21 protein-coding genes and 1 tRNA gene are annotated in these 21539 nt (G+C 63.5%); 7 read left to right on the forward strand and 15 right to left on the reverse strand.

Annotated features, from left to right (window positions below; genetic code table 11):
• From NKJ78_RS12765 to phnN, 5 genes are all read left to right on the forward strand, one after another.
• Nucleotides 1-249 carry a DUF3329 domain-containing protein gene (locus NKJ78_RS12765; RefSeq protein ID WP_352459960.1) on the forward strand — a complete coding sequence of 83 codons (249 nt, stop codon included), beginning with the start codon at nt 1-3 and terminating at the stop codon, nt 247-249.
• A gap of 189 nt (nt 250-438) precedes the next feature.
• Nucleotides 439-1251 carry a 5-deoxy-glucuronate isomerase gene (gene iolB, locus NKJ78_RS12770; RefSeq protein ID WP_352459959.1) on the forward strand — a complete coding sequence of 271 codons (813 nt, stop codon included), beginning with the start codon at nt 439-441 and terminating at the stop codon, nt 1249-1251.
• 151 nt (nt 1252-1402) lie between these two features.
• Nucleotides 1403-2110 (forward strand): DUF1045 domain-containing protein, encoded by a 708-nt coding sequence (locus tag NKJ78_RS12775; protein WP_352459958.1) that lies wholly within the window; start codon nt 1403-1405, stop codon nt 2108-2110.
• 34 nt (nt 2111-2144) lie between these two features.
• A complete protein-coding gene (locus NKJ78_RS12780) occupies nt 2145-3299 on the forward strand; it encodes an alpha-D-ribose 1-methylphosphonate 5-triphosphate diphosphatase (RefSeq protein ID WP_023694645.1) in 1155 nt (384 codons plus the stop codon).
• Entirely contained in the window at nt 3296-3925 is a 630-nt protein-coding gene (phnN, locus tag NKJ78_RS12785; protein WP_031208993.1) for a phosphonate metabolism protein/1,5-bisphosphokinase (PRPP-forming) PhnN, read from the forward strand. The genes NKJ78_RS12780 and phnN overlap by 4 nt, the downstream gene beginning before the upstream one ends.
• Nucleotides 3926-3927: 2 nt before the next feature.
• On the opposite strand, the gene NKJ78_RS12790 is transcribed toward phnN, so the two are convergent.
• The 3 genes from NKJ78_RS12790 to NKJ78_RS12800 all read right to left on the reverse strand — a co-directional run bounded on the left by NKJ78_RS12790 (nt 3928) and on the right by NKJ78_RS12800 (nt 7582).
• Nucleotides 3928-4914, reverse strand: a complete 987-nt coding sequence (locus NKJ78_RS12790; protein WP_023684050.1) for an ABC transporter permease — start codon at nt 4912-4914, stop codon at nt 3928-3930.
• Nucleotides 4915-4958: 44 nt separating this feature from the next.
• On the reverse strand, nt 4959-6497 hold the full coding sequence (locus tag NKJ78_RS12795) for a sugar ABC transporter ATP-binding protein (protein ID WP_352460027.1): 1539 nt from the start codon (nt 6495-6497) through the stop codon (nt 4959-4961).
• A 122-nt stretch (nt 6498-6619) separates the two neighbouring features.
• A complete protein-coding gene (locus NKJ78_RS12800; protein WP_023672352.1) occupies nt 6620-7582 on the reverse strand; it encodes a sugar-binding protein in 963 nt (320 codons plus the stop codon).
• Between the two features lie 579 nt (nt 7583-8161).
• Between NKJ78_RS12800 and NKJ78_RS12805 the strand changes: the two genes are divergently transcribed.
• Together NKJ78_RS12805 and NKJ78_RS12810 are read left to right on the forward strand one after the other, a co-directional pair.
• Nucleotides 8162-9265: a LacI family DNA-binding transcriptional regulator gene (locus tag NKJ78_RS12805; RefSeq protein WP_352459957.1), complete on the forward strand. Its 1104-nt coding sequence runs from the start codon at nt 8162-8164 to the stop codon at nt 9263-9265.
• A 146-nt stretch (nt 9266-9411) separates the two neighbouring features.
• On the forward strand, nt 9412-9666 hold the full coding sequence (locus NKJ78_RS12810) for a hypothetical protein (RefSeq protein ID WP_352459956.1): 255 nt from the start codon (nt 9412-9414) through the stop codon (nt 9664-9666).
• Nucleotides 9667-10025: 359 nt separating this feature from the next.
• Here the strand turns inward: NKJ78_RS12810 and NKJ78_RS12815 are convergent, their stop codons facing one another.
• The 12 genes from NKJ78_RS12815 to NKJ78_RS12870 form a co-directional block, all read right to left on the reverse strand.
• A complete protein-coding gene (locus tag NKJ78_RS12815; protein ID WP_352562468.1) occupies nt 10026-10577 on the reverse strand; it encodes a hypothetical protein in 552 nt (183 codons plus the stop codon).
• 539 nt (nt 10578-11116) lie between these two features.
• Nucleotides 11117-12028: an ABC transporter permease gene (locus NKJ78_RS12820; RefSeq protein ID WP_023710456.1), complete on the reverse strand. Its 912-nt coding sequence runs from the start codon at nt 12026-12028 to the stop codon at nt 11117-11119.
• Nucleotides 12025-13125 carry an ABC transporter permease gene (locus NKJ78_RS12825; protein WP_023695008.1) on the reverse strand — a complete coding sequence of 367 codons (1101 nt, stop codon included), beginning with the start codon at nt 13123-13125 and terminating at the stop codon, nt 12025-12027. Before NKJ78_RS12825 ends, NKJ78_RS12820 begins: the two co-directional genes overlap by 4 nt.
• Entirely contained in the window at nt 13122-14645 is a 1524-nt protein-coding gene (locus tag NKJ78_RS12830; protein ID WP_023739727.1) for an ABC transporter ATP-binding protein, read from the reverse strand. The genes NKJ78_RS12825 and NKJ78_RS12830 overlap by 4 nt, the downstream gene beginning before the upstream one ends.
• Nucleotides 14646-14648: 3 nt before the next feature.
• A complete protein-coding gene (locus NKJ78_RS12835; RefSeq protein WP_196814159.1) occupies nt 14649-15746 on the reverse strand; it encodes a BMP family ABC transporter substrate-binding protein in 1098 nt (365 codons plus the stop codon).
• Nucleotides 15747-15772: 26 nt separating this feature from the next.
• On the reverse strand, nt 15773-17152 hold the full coding sequence (locus NKJ78_RS12840; RefSeq protein WP_023739726.1) for an amidohydrolase: 1380 nt from the start codon (nt 17150-17152) through the stop codon (nt 15773-15775).
• Nucleotide 17153: 1 nt separating this feature from the next.
• The gene (locus NKJ78_RS12845; protein ID WP_023683611.1) at nt 17154-17813 is read right to left on the reverse strand and encodes a glutathione S-transferase family protein; all 660 of its coding nucleotides are present in this window, start codon (nt 17811-17813) and stop codon (nt 17154-17156) included.
• On the reverse strand, nt 17810-18655 hold the full coding sequence (locus tag NKJ78_RS12850; RefSeq protein ID WP_023739725.1) for an aromatic ring-hydroxylating oxygenase subunit alpha: 846 nt from the start codon (nt 18653-18655) through the stop codon (nt 17810-17812). Before NKJ78_RS12850 ends, NKJ78_RS12845 begins: the two co-directional genes overlap by 4 nt.
• The gene (locus tag NKJ78_RS12855; RefSeq protein WP_023739724.1) at nt 18652-19305 is read right to left on the reverse strand and encodes a Rieske 2Fe-2S domain-containing protein; all 654 of its coding nucleotides are present in this window, start codon (nt 19303-19305) and stop codon (nt 18652-18654) included. The genes NKJ78_RS12850 and NKJ78_RS12855 overlap by 4 nt, the downstream gene beginning before the upstream one ends.
• Before the next feature lie 156 nt (nt 19306-19461).
• Nucleotides 19462-19902 (reverse strand): acylphosphatase, encoded by a 441-nt coding sequence (locus NKJ78_RS30805; RefSeq protein ID WP_444849051.1) that lies wholly within the window; start codon nt 19900-19902, stop codon nt 19462-19464.
• A 91-nt stretch (nt 19903-19993) separates the two neighbouring features.
• A tRNA-Arg gene (locus NKJ78_RS12865) sits at nt 19994-20070 on the reverse strand.
• A 163-nt stretch (nt 20071-20233) separates the two neighbouring features.
• Nucleotides 20234-21136 carry a DUF1003 domain-containing protein gene (locus tag NKJ78_RS12870; RefSeq protein ID WP_023703727.1) on the reverse strand — a complete coding sequence of 301 codons (903 nt, stop codon included), beginning with the start codon at nt 21134-21136 and terminating at the stop codon, nt 20234-20236.
• Nucleotides 21137-21539 lie beyond the last annotated feature (403 nt).

A 21539-nucleotide genomic window follows, 5' to 3' on the forward strand; every position in this document is an offset into this window, starting at 1 on the left:
ATGAAGGATTACGAGCACCCGTTCTTCCAGCCGCTGTGGCGGCGCGTTGCCGTCGTCGCCGTCTGCGTGATCTGGGCCGGAATAGAATTCGCCTCCGGCACCCCATTCTGGGGCATCATTGCGCTCGGCTTTGCCGCCTACGCGGTGTGGCAGTTCTTCTATCTTTACAAGCCGGTGGAGGAGAGCAAGGCTGCGCCTGATCGACCGCAGACCGGCGAAGCGAAGGCGGACGCCGAACCGAAGGAATGAAGCGGCCGCGGCTCGGAAGGGCTTGCGGGTCGGACACTCGACACCTGGCGTATCGCCTACGTCGGTGATTGCCGGAACGTCCCTCGCTTCGTCATCCTAGGGTCTTCGCGACGGAGCTTCGTTCCTGCTTCGCCCTAGGATGACGAAGTTGAGAGGCCGACCTCGAAGACTTGCGATAGGAGACAAAACATGTCGAAACTGCTCGTCAAAGCCGACAAGGGCCATGGCCGCGTCGCCCATGTCACGCCCAAAAGCGCCGGATGGACCTATGTCGGCTTCGACCTGCACCGGCTGAAGCCGGGCGAGACCGCATCCGGCAAGACGCAGGATCGCGAAGTCTGCCTGGTGTTCGTCACCGGCAAGGGCACGGCAAAGGCCGGCGGCCAGGAACTCGGCCTGCTCGGCGAGCGCATGTCGCCCTTCGAGGGCAAGCCGTGGTCGGTCTATATCCCGGAGGGTTCGGACTGGTCGGTCACCGCCGACACCGATCTCGAACTCGCGGTCTGCTCGGCGCCGGGCCTGGGCGGCGGCTTGCCCATTCGCGTCATCGCACCCGACGACCTCGGCCAGGAGACTCGGGGCAAAGGCACCAACACGCGCTACGTCACCAACATATTGCCCGAGGGCAAGCCCGCCGACTCGCTGCTGGTGGTCGAGGTCATCACGCCCGGCGGCCACACATCGAGCTACCCGCCGCACAAGCACGACCAGGACAATCTGCCTGCCGAATCCTATCTCGAGGAAACCTACTACCACCGCCTCAACCCGCCGCAGGGTTTTGCCTTCCAGCGCGTCTACACCGACGCCGACAAGACCGGCGCCCGCGAGCTGGACGAAGCCATGGCGATCGAGGACGGCGATGTTGTGCTGGTGCCCAAGGGCTATCACCCCTGCGCCGCCTGCCACGGCTACGACCTCTATTACCTCAACGTCATGGCCGGGCCGAAGCGGACGTGGAAGTTCCACAACGCGCCCGAGCACGAGTGGCTGACGAAGGCCTGATCGGCCTTCGCTTGCGCCGGAAGCTGTTAGTCCAGCAGCGAAAAATCGTCGGCTAACGATCCATGGGGTCGATTTGCCTTCGAAAACCCGCATAAGCTTCGTCAATCCGTCATGGAAATCACCTATGGCAGCGGGCTGACGAGGATTTTCGATGCGCTACGCCATCTATTTCACCCCAAGGCAGGACGAGCCGTTGGCGCGGATCGCCGCCAACTGGCTGGGCCGCGACCCCTTTGGCGCCGCCGCGAGGCCGGTCGAGGCGGTGGGCGAGCTGTCGGCGGCCGAAGTCGCCTTTCACACCGCATCGGCGCGGCGCTACGGTTTTCATGCGACGCTGAAAGCGCCCTTCCGGTTGGCCGCCAACGAAACCGAAAGCTCGTTGCGCGCGGCGCTGGACGCCTTTGCCGAAGCAATGCCGACGGTCACCATCCCGCGCCTGGTCGTCAGCCAGATCGATGGTTTCTTCGCTTTGCTGCCGGAAGGCCCGCTGCCGCCGCTCAACCGTTTCGCCGATGATGTCGTGCTTAGCTTCGACCGTTTTCGCGCGCCGCTCACCGAGGCCGAGATCGAGCGGCGCAGCCCGGATTCGCTGAGGCCGGCCGAGTTCCGCAATCTCTGCCAGTGGGGCTATCCCTATGTGTTTGAGACCTTTCGCTTCCACATGACACTGTCCGGCCGGGCCGGGCCGCAGGAAAGCCAACGTCTGCGCGCGGCAATTGACAGCCTGTTCGCCGATGTGCTGCAGCAGCCGGTGCTGGTGGATGCGCTGACGCTGTTCGTCGAAACCGAACCGGGCGCTCCGTTCATGGTGCTTTCGCATCATGCGCTCGGCCGCCGCGCTGCCCGAAAAACCGCCTGACCGCAATTCGTCCGAGTAAGCAAGGACTGCCTGAATGACCGCCGAAACTGTTCTCCACAACGCCCGCATCGTGCTTGCCGACGAGATCGTCGAAGGGTCGCTCGTGCTGCGCGACGGTTTTATCTCCGGCGTCGACGCCGGCACCGGCCACACCGGGGGGAGCATGGGCGGCGAGGACATGGGCGGCGACTACATCATTCCCGGCCTGGTCGAGCTGCACACTGACCATCTCGAAGGCCACTATGCGCCGCGCCCGAAAGTGCGCTGGAACCCGATCGCCGCCGTCCTTGCCCATGACGCGCAGGTGGCCACCGCCGGCATCACCACCGTGCTCGACGCTTTGCGTGTCGGCATGGACGAGGACGCGGATATTACCTCCGACGACATCCGCAAGCTCGCCGGCGCGATCGAGGACAGCGTCGCGAAAGACCGGTTGCGGGCCGACCATTTCCTGCACCTGCGCTGCGAGGTCTCGGCGCCGGATTGCTTGCGGGCTTTCGCCAATTTCGATGGCGACGAGCGGGTCAAGCTGGCCTCGCTGATGGACCATGCGCCGGGACAGCGTCAGTTCGTCAATCTCGAGACCTACGCCCATTACTATCAGCGCAAGCTGAAATTGACCGATCGCGACTTCCAATTGTTCTGCGAAAAGCGGATGTCGGAATCGGCGAAGAATTCGGGACCGAACCGGGTGGCGATATCAGCCGCCTGCAACGAGCGGGGCATTGTGCTGGCGAGCCATGACGACGCCACATCAGGCCATGTCGACGAGGCGATCGAGCAGGGCGTGCGCGTCGCGGAATTCCCGACCACGCTGGAAGCCGCCAAGGCCTCGAAGGATGCCGGGCTCGGCGTACTGATGGGCGCGCCCAACGTCATGCGCGGCTCCTCGCATTCGGGCAATGTCTCGGCCCGCACGCTGGCCGGCGACGGCCTGCTCGACATATTGTCGTCCGACTACATTCCCTTCAGCCTGATCCAGTCGGCCTTCTTCCTCGGCGACGTCGTCGAGGGCATTTCCCTGCCGCAGGCGGTTGCCATGGTGTCGAAGAATCCGGCCGAGGCGATCGGCCTCAACGACCGCGGCGTCATCGAACAGGGCCGCCGCGCCGATCTGGTGCGTGTGCGCGTCGACGACCATGTGCCGGTCGTGCGCACTGTCTGGCGCCAAGGGCGCCGGGTCGCCTGATGGTCTTGGCGTCGATCGACCGCGAACTCAGCAGCGAGGCCTTTCCGCTCCGCAACGGCGTGTTTGTCGCCGTCGTCGGCCCGAGCGGCGCCGGCAAGGATACGGTAATCGGCTATGCCCGCACCTTGTTTGCCGACGAGACGAGGCTGGAGTTCGTCCGCCGGGTCATCACCAGGCCGAGCGACGCCGCAAGCGAGGATCACGACACGCTGGCCGACGCAGCCTTTGCCGAAGCCGAGGCCGACGGCGCCTTCGCCATTTCCTGGGAGGCGCACGGGCTGCGCTACGGCATTCCGGCCGATGTCGACTGGTCGATAGCCAATGGCCATGTCGCCGTGGCCAATGTCTCGCGCGCAGTCATCCCGGTGCTGCGGGAGCGCTATGCCAATCTGGCTGTCGTCGAGATCACCGCTTCGCCGGAAATCCTCGCCGAGCGTCTCGCCCAGCGCGGCCGCGAATCGCGCGGCGAAGTGCTGGCTCGGCTCGCCCGCAGCGCCAATATCGCTTTGTCCGGCTCCGGCGTCACCTCGATCGACAATGGCGGCCGGCGCGAAGCCGCCGGAGAACGCTTCGTCGAGGTGCTGCGCAAGGCGATGGCCTTCTCGGATATATCCGGCGTGATGTAGCGCTACTCCGCCGCGACAGTCTTCCGGCTGGCATCGAGCATCAGCCGCCTTGCGCGGAACACGCCCCATTGCTGGTCGACCAGCACGCCGATCAGGATCACGCCGCCCATCACCGCGAAGTTGAGCGAGGACGGGATGCCGAGCAGATTGACCAGGTTCTGCAACTCCTGCAGCAGCACGGTGCCCAGGATGACGCCGACCAGCGAGCCTTCGCCGCCGCGCAGCGAGAAGCCGCCGAGAACGGCGGCGGCAATGGCGTAGAGTTCGTAGAACTGGCCGTGGCTGGCCGGCGAGATCGAGCGCGTGTACATGGCGAAATAGATCGCCGACAGCGCCGTCAGAACGCCGCAGATGACATAGGCGGCCATCACGACGCGGCCGGTGCGGATGCCCGAATATTTAGCCGCCTCTTCGTTCTTGCCGATGGCATAGAGGTAGCGTCCGAACACCGAGCGGTGCAGCACCACCCACATGACGATCGAAATGACGATCAGTGCGATGAAACTGTTGGGCACGCCATAGCTGCGGCCCGCGGTGAGGAATTCGAGCTCGGGAAAATTCTGGCCGAAGGCGAAGCCGGCGGTGCCGTCGGCGGTATAGAAACGGGCGACCCCGCGATAGATCAAAAGGCCGCACAGCGTCACCACGAAGGGCTGCAATTTCAGCCTTGTGATCAGCCAGCCATGCGCCAGCCCGATGATGCCGCCCAGCACCAGGATCAGCGGCAGCGCCACCGGCCATGGCATGTCGCGCACAGCGATGAAATCGATGAACAGCGTGCCGAGCAGCGCCACCAGCGACCCCACCGACAATTCGATGCCGCCGGTGATGATGACGAAGGCCTGGCCGATGGCGAGAATCCCGAACAGGCCGATCAGGTTCGAGGTGTTGGCGAGGTTGATCGGTAAAAGGAAGCGCGGGTTGATGGCGGTCACCACGGCGCCGACCACCAGGATCAGGATCAGCAGGCCGAGATCTTTTTTGCTCATCGTCTTCTCCCCAATGCGCCGGACCGGCAATCGCCTGAAGCCCGCTAGTTTGCCGGCTTGCCGACTGCCAGCAACAGCACGTTTTCCTGGCTGAATTGTTCCTTGTCGAGAATGCCCGAGATCTGGCCCTCATGCATGACGGCGATGCGGTCGGACACGCCGATCACCTCTTCCATGTCGCTGGAGATCATCAGCACGGCGACGCCGGCATCGGCCAAGGCTCGCATCAGCCCGTAAATCTCGGCCTTGGCGCCGATATCTATGCCGCGCGTAGGCTCATCGAGGATCATCACCTTCGGGTTCATCGCCAGCCATTTGCCCAGCACCACCTTCTGCTGGTTGCCGCCCGACAGCGTGCCGGTTCGCGTCTGCACCGACGGCGCCTTGATGCCGAGATTGCTCTTCTGCTTCTCGGCGGTGGCGGTCTCGGCGCTTGCCGACACCAGTCGACGCTTCGCATGCGCCGGCAGGTTGGGCAGCGAGATGTTCTGCGCGATCGACAGGTCAAGCAAAATGCCGGTCAGCTTGCGGTCTTCCGGAACCAGAAAAATGCCATGCGCGACCGCATCGGCCGCCGAACCCAGCACAAGCGGCTTGCCGTCGAGTTCGAGCCCACCGCCAAGCGTGCTGTCTATGCCGAAGAACACCCGCGCCAGTTCGGTGCGGCCGGAGCCGACAAGGCCGGCGAGGCCGAGGATTTCACCGCGCCTGATGTCGAGGTCGACCGGCCGGGCAGGGTAGGCGGGGGTGCGGATGGCTTTGGCCGAGAGCGCAGTGGCGCCCGGCGCCCGAGCCGCCTCGGAGGCCTTCTCGCGCTCCTTCAGCATGCGGCCGATCATCAGCTTGACCATCTGGTCGTGGTTGATGGCGCTCTTCGGCAAGGTGCCAGCCAGCATGCCGTCGCGCAGCACCACGACGCGGTCGGCGACGCGCTCGACCTCATGCAGCCGGTGCGAAATGAAGATGACGCTGATGCCATCGGCCTTCAGCGCCTTGATGACGTCGAGCAGCTTGTCGGTTTCGGCAAGCGGCAGGCTCGATGTCGGCTCGTCGAGGATGACCAGCCGTGCCTTGATCGACAGCGCCTTGGCGATCTCGACCATCTGCTGCTGGGCAAGCGACAGCGAGGCAACCGGCGTATCGGCGGAAAAGTTGGCGCCGACACGCTTCAGCAGCGGCGCCACCATTTCGCGCAGCTTGGCGCGGTCGACCAATCTCAGCGGCCCGCCGCGCAACGGCTCGCGGCCGAAGAAGATATTGGCGGCAACATCGAGGTTTTCGAACAGATTGAGTTCCTGGTGGACGAAGGCGATGCCCGACCCCAGGCTGCCTTCGACGGTGAGCCCGTCATGCGCAACGCCGTCGACGGTGATGGCGCCGCTGTCCGGCCTGGTGACGCCGCCGAGGATCTTCATCAAGGTCGACTTGCCGGCGCCGTTTTCGCCGACCAGGCCGATCACCTCTCCCGGCCTGACCTCCATGGAAAAACCATCCAGCGCCACCACGCCCGGATAGGTCTTGCGCACGTTCTCGAGGTCGAGGAACGGGGTGGTTGCGACGATGGATGGGTCGGAATAATTCATCACGCCATATTTGATCAGGCTTGCCAGCAGCCGGTGGGCTACAGACTGACGGGCCTTGGCCGGCCCGTCAACACGATCGCCGGCTCAAGGCGAACCCTGAGCCGGCGCAACTGCTCGTGGTCTCAGTTTCCGGACATCGCCTTCAGATTGGCGGCATAGGTGTCGACATCGTCCTTACCGATGATCTTGGTCGGGATAATGATCAGGCCGCCTTCCGGAATGCCTGATTTGTCGCCCTTGAGATAGGCGGCCATCAGCTTCATGCCCTGATAGGCCCATTCGAAGGGCTGCTGCACGACGGTCGCCGCCACGGTGCCTTCCTTGACGCCGCCCAGCGTGATCGGATCGTCATCGAAGCCGACGACCGTGATCGAGCCGAGCTTGCCGGCGTCGCGCAGCGCTTCATAGATGCGCGGCGTGTTGTAGGAATAGAAGCCGACCATGCAGGTGATGTCGGGGCTGGCGACCAGCGCGTCCTCGACATTCTTCTTGGCGCGCGCCTGGTCGATGTCGTCGCCGCGCACGTCCACCAGTTCGATCTTGCTGCCGGCGAGGCCGTCCTTCATGCCCTGGATGCGTTCCTTGGCATTGTCGGCGCCGAGCAGGCCGACGAAGCCGAGGCACTTGCCGCCGTCCGGCATCGCCTTCTTGGCGATCTCGGCCGCCTGCTTGCCGGCGTCGACATTGGACGAGCCGATATAGGCGACGCGCTTGGTCTGCGGGGCATCGGAGTCGGTGGTGAACAGCGCCGTTTCCGACGCGATCTTGTTCAGACCGTCGGTCGAGGTCTTGGGGTCGACGGCCGAGACCATGATGCCCTTGACGCCGGCGGTCACCAGATCGTCCATCAGCCGCTGCTGGATGGCGACCGAGGACTGCTCGGGATATTTGAGTTCGAGATTGTAGTCGGGCAATTCGGCCTGCGCCTTCTTGACGCCGGCTTCGGCGGCCTTCCAGAAATCGGAAGCGCCGTTGACGACGAAGGCCAGCGTCGGTTTGTCGTCGGCGCGCGCAATGGCTGTCGCGGTCAGGCCAAGCAGCAGGGCTGCGGTGGCCACGGATGCATGTCGTATCAAGGATTTCATGTTCAACCTCCCGTTTTGGCTCAGTCGTCGGACTGAACCGATCTTGCATTCACTGACTTGCCGCTCGCGATTTGGACGCCCTCCTCCTCAGGGGTTCCCGGCGCTGAAGAATGGCGTCGTCGGTCGCGATCACGGACTTTAGAGACTCATCCCGTGCTCGTAAATAGTCTGATTTGTCTGACATATCACATGTCCGAGACCAGGCTTGCGGAGGCAAACCCCGCTCGCCATCGGGCCATTCACGTGCACTTCTCGCCGCACGGGCCCACCTGACCGGACACGGCGGATTGACGTTACAGCGTCGTTTTGTATTAGTAAACACTATTAGCAGAGGTCTCGCGCGGACACTCGGCGGTGGCCCTAGGTCTAGTTTGCCCGAACAGGTGCAGCACCGCTTCGCGCAAGCAGATGCCTTGCAGTCCTCGAATTTCACGCAGCCCGCAGCGGCATGGCGGGGAACTTCAAAGCTGCTAATGAAGATAAACGCCTTCGACTATTTCCATTGGTCGACGGCGCGACACCATCTTGTCGGTGTGGCAGGCTTGCGACTAGACAGGCTGGGGATTGGGACGCAATGCCATGAGCGAGACGAGGGATCCGGACGACACGGCGAAGCGGCGCAAGGCGCCGGCGAGAGCCGCCAAGGGCGGCCGCGTCACCATGACCGACATCGCCAGGGCAGCCGGGTGCTCGCAGGCGACCGTCTCCTTCGTGCTCAACGATTCGCCCGGCATCCGGCTGTCGAAGCAGACGCGCGAGCGGGTGATCGACGCCGCGCGTGCGCTCGGCTACGCAGCACCCGCCTTCTCGGCGCTGCGCAAACCTGTTCCCGCCTTCGATGGACTTGACGGTGTCATCGGTTTCGCTGTCGACCAGCTGGCGACAAGCCCGGAAGCCGTTGTCGCCATCGAGGGCGCGCGCCAGGCGTCGTGGAACGCCGGCAATGTGTTGCTCGTGGCGCAGACCATGGGCGACTCCGTCATGGAGCCGCGCGCCATTGCGGCGCTCACCAGGCGCGGCATCTCGGCGCTGGTCTACATGACCATCTTCACCCGCGAGATCACGGCGCCGGACTTCCTCTACGGCCTCGACATCCCGGTCATCCTGCTCAACTGCTACACGGCCGATTATGCCTTCCCGGCCGTGGTGCCGTCCGAGATCGCCGGCGGCCAGAACTCGACCCGGCATCTGATCGGCCACGGCCACCGCCGCATCGCCACCATCACCGGCGAGCCGTGGATGCAGGCCGCGCAGGACCGGCTCAAAGGCTACCGCAGGGCGCTCGCCACCGCCGACATCCCGTTCGATCCCGAACTGGTGGTCGAGGGCGACTGGTCGGCGAGCGCCGGCTACGCGGCGACCGTGAAGCTTTTGGCGCTGAAAGAGCGTCCGACCGCTATCTTCTGCCAGAACGACCGCACGGCCATCGGCTGTTACGAAGCGCTGAAGGAGGCGGGCCTGCACATCCCGCAGGACATCTCCGTCGTCGGCTATGACGACGAGGAGATCGCCCGTCACCTGTTCCCGCCGCTGACGACATCGATCCTGCCGCACATGGCGATGGGCCAATGGGCGATCGAACAGCTCGAAGTGCCGCCGCCTGCCGGCCGCGGCCGCTATCCCATCACCAAGCTGGAATGCCCGCTGGTCGAGCGGGAGTCGGTGGCAGCTGTGGCTGGATAAAGCTGAACCAACCCATCCCGATGCAAATCGGGATGGGTCTGTTTGGTGGTTGCGCCTCAGGGCAGGGACTATCCGGGAACGTGCCGCGGTTAGAACCGCAAGACGACAAAGGAGCGCCTGCGATAGCAGCGCCGGCGCAGCCGGCCATGCCGCCAGAACGTGCGGCAGTGCCGTCTCCAGACATGCCGCCTGTGGTGGCGACGATGGTGCCATCGCCGATGCGAGATCTGCTCGACGTCGCCAGCGCCTTCGTCGTCATCAAACGAATTGGCATCCTGCTTGTCGAGTTCATCGAGAATGCCGTTACCGACATTGGGAACCCCGGCCACGGCCTCGAGAGGCCGAACCGCGGTAGCAAGCGCCGCGGCCCCCGCAACGCCAAACAATGCTGTCAAGAATGATCGCCGATCCATCAAAACCTCCATCAGCAAGACAAGGCTAACATGACGAGCCTAACACAAAGCAGCTAGAGCGGGTGATACAAAAGGCCAGAGGCGAATCTTGGAGCCGGCCCAAACGGGTGACCGGACGGACGGCAGAGGTCAGATTAAGGCCGCAACCGGGCGGCGCGCTTCCTTCGGCTCGGTGACCAAGCCATGCAGAATGCCGCCGATGAAAGCGCACAGCCTGACCGGTTCCGCCTTTCCGCGAAAACGCTGAACCGCTCGGCAAAGCTCTCTCCCTAAGAATGCCCGCCACCTTGCGGCATTGGGGCTGGCTGAGAGACTGATGCCCCACGGCACATGCGATGTTGCGGTACTCAGCGCCGCGCCAATATCCGGCAGAGCTCCTTCAGGTCCCGGTCGTAGGTGCCCTTGCCGCTGAGCACGCTGGCGCAGCGTTTCTTCATCTTGGCGATCTGGCCGGCCGACATGGCGCTGATGGCAACCACCGCCGGTCGCGTCGGCACCGCCGGCGTGTTGGGATCCCGAGGGCTGGTGGGCGCGGTCGGTGCGCCAATGCCGACCCCGACCCCGGCCGTCACCCCATTGCCCACCCCGACACCGGCGCCGACCCCGACACCGCTGCCGACGGTTGCGCCGACCCCGACCCCGACGCCCGTGCCCACCGATGCGCCGACGCCGGCCGCAACGCCGCTGGTGCCGCCGACCGTTGCGCCGACATTGGCGCCCTTGCTGCCGCCGACCGAGACGCCGACGCCAAGCCCGCCGCCACTGCCGCCGACCGAGACGCCCACCCCACCGCTGCCGCCGATGCCCACACTGAGCCCGCCCGCGCCAGCCGGAAAGCACAAAGCCACGGCAACAGCGCCACCGGCCAAGGCCTTTGTTAAACTTTTAAAGAAATCCATAATGACGCTCCCCGTGTTGGTTGCCTGTACGCAGGTTGAACAGCATCCGTTACCAATATGATTACGCGAGTGTAGCGTTTTTAGTTTCTGCGAGAATAGGTAGTATTGGAAATCGTTGTTATGGCTGCTTGCGGCGATCGGAATATATATTTTGGAATTGGCGGAAAAAATCGAGGATTTGCGGTTAGACTCGGAACCTTAGACAGGCAGGACGAGTGCTTGCATGCGGGAATTTACCGGGCGCATGCCTCAGGCCGTCTTGCGAAGCCGCTTCCTGCGGTGGAGAATGGACCCTCGAGAATGGGCTCGTGCTGAGGAAAGGGGACGATCCAAGAAACCCGCGACGATCTCCACCGATGTCGGGCGCGTTGTGCGCCACATCGTTCCGCTGCTCGCAGTCGACGGCGTCAGCGCTACCCTTGCGGGCATACCTTCGCCCCGTTTGGCGTTTCTGCCCTTTGGATCGGATGCCGATCGTCCGCTGGCGTTTCGAATCTCTTCAACTTACGCCGAGTTTCGCAAATCCACTTTAATCCCGGCTAACGTTCGAAGGGTTCGCCAAGCGAGGCGACACCGTTCAGCCTGAGCAAGCGGCGGTCCGCCGAGATGACACCGAGCACGACGATCGTAACGAGATAGGGAAGGCTGGAAAGCAGTTGCGATGGCAAGTCCAGACCGGTCGCCTGGGCGGCGAGGCTCATCAGCGAAACCGCACCGAAGAGGCAGGCACCCAGGAAGATGCGGCCAGCGAGCCACGTACCAAAGACAACGAGTGCGATCGCGATCCAGCCACGTCCGGCAATCATACCGTCCGCCCAAAGGGGCGTGTACACCGCCGCCGCATAGGCGCCGGCAAAACCCGCCATCATGCCACCAAAAGCTATGGCCGCGATACGGATAGCGATGACCGGATAGCCGATGGCATGGGCTGCCTTGGGATTCTCGCCGATTGCCCTCACGACAAGGCCGACTCTCGTATAGGCAAACATCGCCCAGATCGCAAACGTCACGGCAAGGGAAAGCCATACGACGACGTCCTGGACAAACAGCCTGCCGACTACCGGGATTTCCGAGAGGCCGGGAAAGGCAAGTTTCGGGAGCCCCTTGACCGTCAAGCTCTCGTAGCTTTTGCCGAACAGCGCCGAAAGGCCCTGGCCGAGAATGCCGATCGCAAGGCCTGTCGCGACCTGGTTTGCCCGGAATCCGAGTGCCAGCACTGCAAAGACGAGGGACAGGACGGCGCTACCGAGGCCGGCGGCAACGAACCCCAGCAGGTGTCCACCGCCGTGGTAGACGACGATGAACGCGAGCACCGCGCCGAGGGCCATCAGGCCCTCTACGCCGAGGTTAAGAACGCCGGCGCGCTCGACCACCAACTCGCCGAGTGCGGCAAGGAGAAAGGGGGTTGCCGCTGCGAGCATGCCCGAAATAATGAACTCGACGGCGTTCATGGCTGGCTCAGGTGATGGGGGCGGCGCCACTCGATGCGGTAGCGCACGAAGGCCACAGCGCCGAGATAGGCGAGCAGCAAGCTGCCTTGGAAGACGCGGACGGCGGCGATCGGCAGGTTTGCCGACACCATCGCATTGTCGCCGCCGATATAGAGGACAGCCATGAAGAGCGCGGAAAAGATGATGCCGACTGGATGCAAGCCGCCGAGATAGGCGACAATAATGGCCGCATAACCGTAGCCGGTCGAGATCGAGCGCTGCAGCTGGCCGAGCGGACCCGCGACTTCCGCGGCGCCTGCCAGTCCCGCCGCCATGCCACCGATCAGAAGCGATAGCCAAATCGCACGCCCTTCGCTGAAGCCGGCGTAACCGGCCGCGCGCGGGGCAAGGCCGCCGACCTTGAGCTTATACCCCATGAAGCTTCGCTGCATGAAAACCCAGGCCACCAGCGAGAGCGCAAGTGTGATGAGCAGCGAGACGTTGACGCGGGTACCGGTGATCAGGGTCGGCACCATCGCGTCGTTCTGAAACATGACGGATTGTGGGAAATTGAAGCCGGCCGGGTCCTTCCATGGGCCGAGCAGCAGGTAGTTGAGGACTTGCGCCGCAACGAGGCTCAGCATCAGGGAGACCAGGATCTCGTTCGCATTGAGCCTGACGCGCCAGAAGGCGGTGATAGATGCCCAAAGTGCACCGCCGAGGGCACCGAGAAGCAGCATCAGCGGCCAGATCCACTGCCCGGTCGCCTGCGGAAACCAGACGGGGATCGCCGAGGCGAAAATAGCGCCCAGGATAAACTGGCCCTCCGCGCCGATGTTGAACACTTTTGCGCGGAAACCGATCGCCAGCCCCTGAGCAATGAGGAGAAGGGGCCCCGCCTTCAGCAGCACCTCCGCAAACGATGCCCAGGAGAGGAACGGCTCGAGAAGCATCGCGTACAGGACGGCCGCCGGATCTCGGCCTATCAGCACATAAAGGCCCAGATTGAGGATGATCGCCATGCCAAGCGCGACAGCCGGGGCCAGCATGGCCGCGACGAGCGAGGCATGCTCCCGGCGGACGAGCGCGGGGAGGAACGTCGCGGCCCAAACGCTCATGCAGGAACCTTCTCTGGCGAGGCATGTGCTCCGATCATGTATCTGCCGATGTCTTCGGGGCGCGTGTCCCGCGTGACCAGAGGCGGACTCAGCATTCCATGATGGAGCACCTGGATGAAATCGCAGAGTTCGAAAAGTTCCTCGAGTTCCTCGGAAATTACGAGGATCGCCACGCCCAGGTTGCGCAACGCGATGAGCCGCCTTCTGATGGCGGATGCAGCGCCAATGTCTACACCCCAGGTCGGCTGCGCCACGAAAAGCAGTTTTGGCGACAGCATCATCTCGCGACCGACGATGAATTTCTGCAAGTTGCCGCCGGACAGCGAGCCCGCTTCGGCATCCGGGCCGGAGGCGCGGACGTCGTACCGACGGATGCATTCGCTGGTGAAAGCCGTCGCTCCGGCGCTGTTGATGAGGCCGCGCCTCACGAGATCGAAAGGATGGGCGGTAAGAACGGTGTTGAGCACGAGCGACATTTCAGGGACCGCGCCGCGTCCCAGCCGGTCTTCGGGCACGAAGGCGAAGCCAAATCTCCTGCGCGCGGCCGCATCGAGTGTGCCTACGTCGCGGCCCATCATGTAGATCCGGTCGCGTTGTTCCTTCAGCAGCATCGCTTCGCCCGAGATGAGCGCGGCAAGCTCGCCTTGGCCATTGCCCGATATTCCGGCTATGCCAAGGATCTCGCCTGATCGTACCGTGAGGCTGATGCCGGAGAGCGGCGTGGCAAAGGGGTCGTCCGGCGTGTAGTCCATGTCGATTATTTCCAGCCGCTTCTCCCCCTCGGGCATGGCCAACGCGGGCATCACCTCGGGCATGTCGCGGCCGATCATCATCCGGGCGAGGTCGTGCGCATCATAGTCGCGCGGGTCGACGGTGCCGATAACGCGCCCTCCACGCAAGACCGTCGCCTGGTCACAGATCGTGCGAATTTCCTCCAGTTTGTGGGAGATGAACAGGATGGACACGCCGCGGTCGCGAAGGCGCCTGAGCGTGTCGAACAGCTTCTTCACCGCCTGCGGCGGCAAGACCGAGGTCGGCTCGTCGAGAATGAGCAGCTTCGGGTCCGTCATCAGGCAGCGGATGATCTCCACCCGCTGCCGTTCGCCGACCGAGAGCGCGTGCACATCGGCGAGAGGATCCACTTCAAGGCCGAAATCCTGGCCGAGGCTGCGGATGCGCCCCGCCAGCTCCGCCTTGCCGCCGGGGACGACGAGCTGGATGTTCTCGACGACAGTCAGCGTCTCGAACAGCGAGAAATGCTGAAAGACCATGCCGATGCCCCTGCGCCGTGCCTCAGCCGGCGAGGCAAGGCGCAGATGCTCTCCGTTCCAGACGACGGTGCCTTCGTCCGGCTGTTCAACGCCATAGATGAGCTTCATCAGCGTCGATTTGCCCGCCCCATTCTCCCCGAGGATCGCATGGATCGATTGGGGCGCCACGTCCAGATCGATGGCTTGGTTGGCCCGGATCTGGCCGTAGCTCTTCGAGATGCCGCGGAGCGACAGAAGGGGCGGGGTCATGACTTACTTCGGCAGTGGTGTGGTGACACCCTTGACGTGCCAGTCCATCGCGACGATCTCGGGATCCGCTATCGTCGCACCGGCGGCGGCGGCTTCGCTGCCGTCGGCCTTGGTGATTGGACCTGTGAAGGGCGAGAAGCTGCCGTCGGCGATCTTCGCCGCCACTTCCTTGATCTTCGTCATCGTGTCGGCTGGGATATCTGAGTTCCAGTCCACGACCTCCACCACCTTTTCGGCGACGCCGAGGAAGGTGTTGGCGCCCTTGAAAGTTCCGGCGAGATGGGCATCCACGGAAGCCTTGAAGAAGGGCGACCAGTCTGTCGCGATGCAGCCGAGATATTTCTTCGGTGCATATTTCTTCATCGACGAATTGAGGTTGAACGCGTAGACGCCAGCCTCCTCGCAGGCCGAGATCACGGAGGGTGTGTCCTGCGCGTTCGAGAAGATCACGTCGCAGTTCTGTGCCATCAGCGCCTTGGCGGCTTCCTGTTCCTTGGCCGGGTCGAACCAGGAGTTCACCCAGACGACCGATACCTCGATATCGGGATTTACGGTCTGTGCGCCGAGCGTAAATGCGTTGATCGAGGTGATCAGCTCCGGAATGGCGAAGGCCGAGACGGAGCCGACCTTGCCGGTCTTGGAAAGAGCTGCGGCGGCTATGCCGAGCAGGTAAGTGCCCTGGAAATACTTCGCCGCGAAGGGCGAGAAATTCGGCGCGGTCTGGAAGCCGGAGGCATGCAGCACGGTGACCGCAGGATCGCGGCGGGCGATCTGTAATGCACCATTCTGGTAGCCGAATGAGCCGGCGATCAGGAACTTGTTACCGTCGGCGACGGTCTTGTTCATGATCCGGTCGGCGTCCGGCCCTTCGGCGATGTTCTCGATGACGGTGATCTTCACCTTGTCGCCGTATGCGGCCTTGACCGGCTCGAGGCCGGCGGCGAGCGCATGGCCCCAGCCGACATCGCCGACCGGCGACGGGAGCACGAGCGTGATACCGAGCGGCTCGTCGGCCGCAAAGGCGGGACGGCTGCCAAGCGCGCCGGCAAGCCCTGTCGCGGCAAGGCCCTTCATCAGAGTTCTGCGGGTCAGATAGTTCAGCATGTCAGTTCCCCTGTCTTAAGTTGTTAGAATTCCACCGCGGCAAAGGCGGCTTCCGCGTCCGCAGCAAGCCGGGCCTCGTTCAGCCCGGTAAACGCACCCTTCTCCCAGACGATGCGGCCGTTGATCATGGTCATGTCGGTGGGCATGCCGATACCGACCTTGGCGATCAGGCTCAATGGATCGTGGCGCGTGCCGACATAATCCATGCGGCGCGTGTCGATCGCGAAGAGGTCGGCGCCCATGCCGGGCGACAGTCGGCCGATGTCATTGCGGCCCAGAAGCGCGGCCCCGCCCGTTGTCGCATAGCCGAGGAAATCGACCGGCGCAGGCACGGGATGAGCGCGCGTCGAGGCCGCCAGGCATTGCAGCATGTAGGCGGAATGGATGCAGTGCATGAGGTTGGAGTTGTCGTTCGAGGCAGCACCGTCGCAGCCGAGACCGACGCGCAGGCCAAAGGCGGACATGGCGGGAATATCAGTCACCTCCGCACCCACCAGATAGACCGGCTCCGGGCAATGCGAGACACCGGTGCCGCTCGCCGCCATCAGCCGCAGTTCGTCATGCGTCAGCTCCCAGCAATGGGCATAGAAAGTGTCTCGGCCGGCAAATCCGAGGTCCTCGAGATAGTCCACCGTACGCATGCCATGGCGGGCCTCGATGATCGGGCTTTCGCCCTCGCCGACATGGGTGTGCATCCGCACCCCGCGATCACGCGCCAGCGAAACCGATTCCACGAAGGTCTCGCGGTAGCAGTTGACCGGCTGGCAGGGAGCGACCACGACCTGACGCATGCTGAAGGGACTGGTGTCGTGATAAGTGTCGATGAGGCGTGCGCAGTCGGCAATGAATTCGTCCGTGGTCTCCAGCATCTCGTCTGGAATGGTCGAGCCTTCCGATTTTGGCAGCGTGTTGCCGCCGCGGCCGGCATGGAAACGCATGCCGAGAAGATCGGCCGCTTCGAACTGCCGGTCGATGAGCCGTTTTCCGGCATGGCGCGGAAAATTGTACTGGTGGTCGAAGGCCGTTGTGCAACCGTGCTTTATCAACTCTGCCATCGCCGTGATAGAGGCGTGGTAGAAACAATCCTCGTTGAGCCGGGAGAAGATCGGATAGATCCGGTCGAGCCATTCGATGACCGAGAGCTTCGTCCAGTCGAGTTCGGCACGGTTGCGCATAAAGCACTGAAAGAAGTGATGGTGCGTGTTGACGAGGCCGGGATAGACGAACCAGCCGTCGGCATCCTGCACGATAGTACCGGCCGGCAACTCGCTTCTGTGCAGGCCTTCGCCGATTGCCTCGATCTGCGGGCCATTCGTCAGCACATCGACATTGCGCCGGACGCTCGGACCCCTGCCCTCGTCGGTGATGACCGCTGCGCAATTCTTCAGGAGATAGCCGGTCACCTCACGCCTCGTCCAGCATGGGTCGCGGTTCGGGCTTCAACTCGTGTAGCCGGTGGATACCGGGCATCTCGATGAAATTGTCGAGGCTGCGGAGCGCTCGCGACCAGAGCCGGATCGTGGGATACGGATCGAGGGAAACGCCACCGTCGGGCGCGAGCGCGACATAGGGAAAGCAAGCAATGTCGGCAATCGTCGGCCGGTCGGATGCGAGAAACCGATCGCCACGCATTTTTTGTTCGAAAAGGCCGGCTTCCAGCTCACGTAGTGCCGCTATGCCATTGGCCTGAAGCGCACCGATGTCACCGGGGCGCAGCAGCATCTCATGCAGGCGCGCGCCGCCGAGGTTGGCGGTCAGCCTGTGCGAGAAGGAGAGCCATTGCTGGATGCGCGCCGTCTCCTCGGGGGCGCCGCTGCCGAGCCAGGCCGGTGCTGCCTTCGCGGCGAGATAGCCAAGCATGGCGGAAGACTCGGTCAGGATCAGGTCGCCGTCTTCAAGGATCGGGATGGAGCCTCCCGGATTAAGCGCCATAAGCTCGGGGCCACGATGCTCGGCGCCGGGATGGAAGTCGACCGGGCGGATTTCGAGCTTCACACCTGACAGCGTCGCCATCAGGCGCACCTTGTAGCAACTTGGGGAGAGGACGTAGTCGTAAAGCCTCATTGTGCCACCAATTGCGCGCCGTAGGTATAATCGTGGCGCTTCAGCCAGCGGCGATAGGCGACCGAGGTCAGGTCGGCGCGCGTCGGGATTTCCATGCCGGGATCGAGCGGCAGAAGACGCGGGATCTGGTTTTCGAGGATCGAGCGGTCCTGCAGGAAAATCGTCTGCTGGAAATGGATGAGATCGGTCAGTGGTGTCTCGTCATCGAAAAGCGCCATCCATGGCCAGACGTCGCAGAGATCCTCGGCAAGCGGCTGGACGAATAGCGTAATGACATCCCATTCGCCCGGGCGCGGCGGGCAGGTCTTGTAGAGGACTGAGCAGGTCGGAGCCGGCACGCGGTACATGTATTCCGTCGTGATACCTCCACTCGCGGATTTCGCCGCCTGCGGCTGGTAGAACTTCACCTGGGTCGCCCAGACCTCGTCCTCCTCCTCGCGGATCTCGACCTTGTAGTTTTCGACCTCGGTATGCGGCTCCGAGCCGAGGATGTCGGTATGGACGAAGGGGAAGTGTGCGATGTCGAGGAAGTTCTCGACGGCGCGGAGCGGCGAGCAGCGCACCCGCACCACGCCGACATCGACGAAGCGGCGCCCGGGCTGGTCTGCTTCGGGAATCGGGAAGACCGGTTTCTTCGGTTCGCCGAGCGACGACCAGATATGGCCATAGCGCACCGAAACCGGCAGCACGCGCCCGTTTTCGCCTGTCACTTTCGCCGCGCCATTGGCGTCGAGCGCAATCTTGATCGGCTCGCCCATCAGGGTGGTCTCGCGTCCTTCGCGGTCGAGCCGGCTGAAAAGCCCGACCGGATACCATTCGTCGCGCATCGCATCGTTGATCATGGCACAGCCCCTTTCGCCTCGATCCCTTCGGCCACGCGCCGAAGGCTCTCGGCGGCTCGCGAGGCGGCGATGCGCTCGGACGCATCGCAATCGGCTGGAACAAGGACGTGGATCAGCGTCTCGCCGGCTTCCTGCGGGATAGGCAGCAGGCGGATTGCCGGCGCGCCGGGTGCCTGCCAGACGCATCCTTCAACGGTGGCCTTCGTACCGGCAGCGACAAAGAGCGCCGAACTTCCGGCGCGGGCCGTCAATGAACGGAGCGGGACGTAACCCTCAAAAAGGGGTGGCTTGCCGTCAGGCTCTCCATCCGCGACCCAGATGATCCCGCCTGCCTCTTCGACCAACCGGGTCGCAACTCGAATCGTCTCCGGCGGCGTGAGGCTGGGATGGGCAGGAATGCGCAGGCACTGACCGGCCTGCGAATAGGTCCAGCCGTGATAGATGCAGGAGAGCGCCTCGCCGCGCACGAAGCCATGGGAGAGGCGCATGCCGCGATGCGGACAGCGATCCGCCGATGCCGCCAAGCGCCCCGATTGGCTTCGCCAGAGGGCAATGGGACCGGCGGGCGTCCGCGCCGGCATTACCTGTCCTGTTGGCAGATCCTGGGTAAGGGCGACCGGCACCCAGGTGTCCGTCTTGTCGGACAGCATGACCTTACTTTCCGTACTGATACTACTGTTTCCCGACCAGAGAGATGCCGGCGCAAGGAGTTGGCGAACCGCTCGATGCGGCTGACGTATGCATAATAATTTCGCAATTGCAATATTGGTTAAATTAAGTGCAAACCGAGGTAACCACACGCAAAGCTATATGTTTTTTTGCTCGACAGGCGCGCGGTCGATCGTCTCGACCCAGACCTCAATGGGCCCAAGCGAACATCCCATCTCCATCATGTCGATCAGCTCCGCCGCACCGGCAATATCGAGTTCGATGCGATCGGTGCTTGCATGAGCGATGTGGTGCGCGAGACCGAGCTTGGCCGCATGGCGCATGATCCAGGGCACGAAGGACGCGGGTTCGAGGTGGCCGCGAATGGTCATCCGCTCATGCAAGCGGTGTTGACTTTGCTTCATCACGAACGGAACGCGCGCCTTGGTGTCACGGTCAGCAGCATAGCGTCTGACTGAACGGGCGGAAGTGGTAATCGACGCGCCAATAACACCGAATATCGACTGATCGCCCGTGCCTAGACCCGGGCACTCATGCATGTCGCCCAGAAGTGAGCCGCGGTCCTGGGACAACGACATGCATTAAAACAAAGACTTCAAGCGCGTCGCATGAATCCGTTCAGCGTGACGGGCTTTAGGGTTATCTGAGCTATTGTAATACATCGGTAAGTGGCGCACCCGACAGGATTCGAACCTGTGACCTCTGCCTTCGGAGGGCAGCGCTCTATCCAGCTGAGCTACGGGTGCCTTCAAGGAACCTGAAAACGAACCAGCCGATAGGCCGGCCAGCCACGGCTTCTTAGCGGAAGCCGCGCCGGGCTTCAACGGGCAATTGGCGTGGCGATATTTTTCGAAGCCACGTCGCGCGGCTTGGCAACTTCGCGTCCGCCCTGCAGCCTCAGCCCGGGACTCACCCCGCCACCTCCACCTTCGCCACCCGCCTGCGCACCCTGCGCGGCGCCCGCTTCGCCTTCTTCGCGCCGGTCAGTTCGTGCATCGCATCCAGCTGCATCTGCTGCATTTCGGCCAGCCGCGTCCATTGGCGCGAGATCAGATAGTCGAGCTTTTCGTGCAAATGGCGCACTTCCAGCTCGGCTTTCAGGTTGACCCGGTAGTCGTTGAACGAGCGCAGGCGATCCTTGGCCTCCGTCCGTCTCTGGCTCATCATGATGATCGGCGCCTGGATGGCGGCGATGCAGGAGAGCAGCAGGTTGAGCAGGATGAAGGGGTAGGGGTCGAAGGCGCTGCTCACGCCCGCGATCAAATTGATGCCGATCCACACCGCAAGCACGCTGCCGAACGAGATCAGGAACCACCAGCTGCCGCCGAAAGCCGCCATGTTGTCGGAGACGCGGTCGGCGAACGAGCGGTGCTCCTCGAACTCCTCTTCCGAGTTTTCCGAAATCGTGTCCTGCCTGGCGATCGATTCGACCACCTGGCGGTCGAGCTCGGAGAATTCGCCATGCTCCTGCTGCAGTAGCTCCTCCATGTAGCGCATGCGGTAGCGGCCGAGCTCCTCGCGGCTGATGCGGGCGCCGCGCGGCAGGTCGGGATGATCGGAGCGGATGCGGTCGGCCAGGCTCGGCCTGAGGTCGTCGATGCGCACCAGGTCACGCTTGCGGAATTTGCGGCCCGATATCGCCGATGGTTTCCGCTTCGGCTTCAGGCGGCCATGAGGTTCGGAGTCCGGCACATCGGGCGCTTCCAGCGCCTCGTCGGCAACCAGTTCGGCGTCGTGGGCGGGCGGCGCCTCGAAATACTCGCCGCCGCTGTCGTTTTCATTGTCGGCCTGTTCGGATGGTTTTGGGCTCATGATGCCGGCTCCTGCTGTCGCGCCCACGATACGCCAAGGCGAGGCGGCATAGCCACCGCCGCGGTGACGATTGCGGGCTTGTGCAAGCGCTTGTGATGAATGCCTGCTGCAATTGCCTGTGGCGGCGCAGCCCCCCGGGGCCTCGCTCGCCTGCTGGTCGGCAACCAGACCGCCGAAGTGCTGTTGCCGACGGAGGTCGCGCCTGCTGCAGAGTTAAGATGAGGCAGCGATCCTTCACGACCCCCCTCTGTCCTGCCGGACATCTCCCCCTCAAGGGGCCCGTTGCGTTATAGGCTTTGGGCGTGGAGAGAGACGGCAAGGGCAATGCGAGGTGGTTTCCGGCGCTGGTTTGTGGCCAGATGGGGTAGGAGTTGGCGTATTCGGCGGATTTCGGGCGCAGTGC

It is taken from the genome of Mesorhizobium sp. M0037 (assembly GCF_040323635.1).
Lineage (GTDB): Bacteria > Pseudomonadota > Alphaproteobacteria > Rhizobiales > Rhizobiaceae > Mesorhizobium.

Coding starts and splice junctions, on each gene's coding strand:
- NKJ78_RS30805 (WP_444849051.1), bottom strand. CDS start 19,902: ATGTCGTTGTCCCAGGACCGCGGCTCACTTCTGGGCGACATGCATGAG.
- NKJ78_RS12815 (WP_352562468.1), bottom strand. CDS start 10,577: ATGGATTTCTTTAAAAGTTTAACAAAGGCCTTGGCCGGTGGCGCTGTT.
- NKJ78_RS12850 (WP_023739725.1), bottom strand. CDS start 18,655: ATGATCAACGATGCGATGCGCGACGAATGGTATCCGGTCGGGCTTTTC.
- NKJ78_RS12765 (WP_352459960.1), top strand. CDS start 1: ATGAAGGATTACGAGCACCCGTTCTTCCAGCCGCTGTGGCGGCGCGTT.
- NKJ78_RS12830 (WP_023739727.1), bottom strand. CDS start 14,645: ATGACCCCGCCCCTTCTGTCGCTCCGCGGCATCTCGAAGAGCTACGGC.
- NKJ78_RS12870 (WP_023703727.1), bottom strand. CDS start 21,136: ATGAGCCCAAAACCATCCGAACAGGCCGACAATGAAAACGACAGCGGC.
- NKJ78_RS12845 (WP_023683611.1), bottom strand. CDS start 17,813: ATGAGGCTTTACGACTACGTCCTCTCCCCAAGTTGCTACAAGGTGCGC.
- NKJ78_RS12795 (WP_352460027.1), bottom strand. CDS start 6,497: ATGAATTATTCCGACCCATCCATCGTCGCAACCACCCCGTTCCTCGAC.
- NKJ78_RS12790 (WP_023684050.1), bottom strand. CDS start 4,914: ATGAGCAAAAAAGATCTCGGCCTGCTGATCCTGATCCTGGTGGTCGGC.
- NKJ78_RS12775 (WP_352459958.1), top strand. CDS start 1,403: ATGCGCTACGCCATCTATTTCACCCCAAGGCAGGACGAGCCGTTGGCG.
- NKJ78_RS12780 (WP_023694645.1), top strand. CDS start 2,145: ATGACCGCCGAAACTGTTCTCCACAACGCCCGCATCGTGCTTGCCGAC.
- NKJ78_RS12820 (WP_023710456.1), bottom strand. CDS start 12,028: ATGAACGCCGTCGAGTTCATTATTTCGGGCATGCTCGCAGCGGCAACC.
- NKJ78_RS12825 (WP_023695008.1), bottom strand. CDS start 13,125: ATGAGCGTTTGGGCCGCGACGTTCCTCCCCGCGCTCGTCCGCCGGGAG.
- NKJ78_RS12805 (WP_352459957.1), top strand. CDS start 8,162: ATGAGCGAGACGAGGGATCCGGACGACACGGCGAAGCGGCGCAAGGCG.
- iolB (WP_352459959.1), top strand. CDS start 439: ATGTCGAAACTGCTCGTCAAAGCCGACAAGGGCCATGGCCGCGTCGCC.
- NKJ78_RS12810 (WP_352459956.1), top strand. CDS start 9,412: ATGCCGCCAGAACGTGCGGCAGTGCCGTCTCCAGACATGCCGCCTGTG.
- NKJ78_RS12855 (WP_023739724.1), bottom strand. CDS start 19,305: ATGCTGTCCGACAAGACGGACACCTGGGTGCCGGTCGCCCTTACCCAG.
- NKJ78_RS12800 (WP_023672352.1), bottom strand. CDS start 7,582: ATGAAATCCTTGATACGACATGCATCCGTGGCCACCGCAGCCCTGCTG.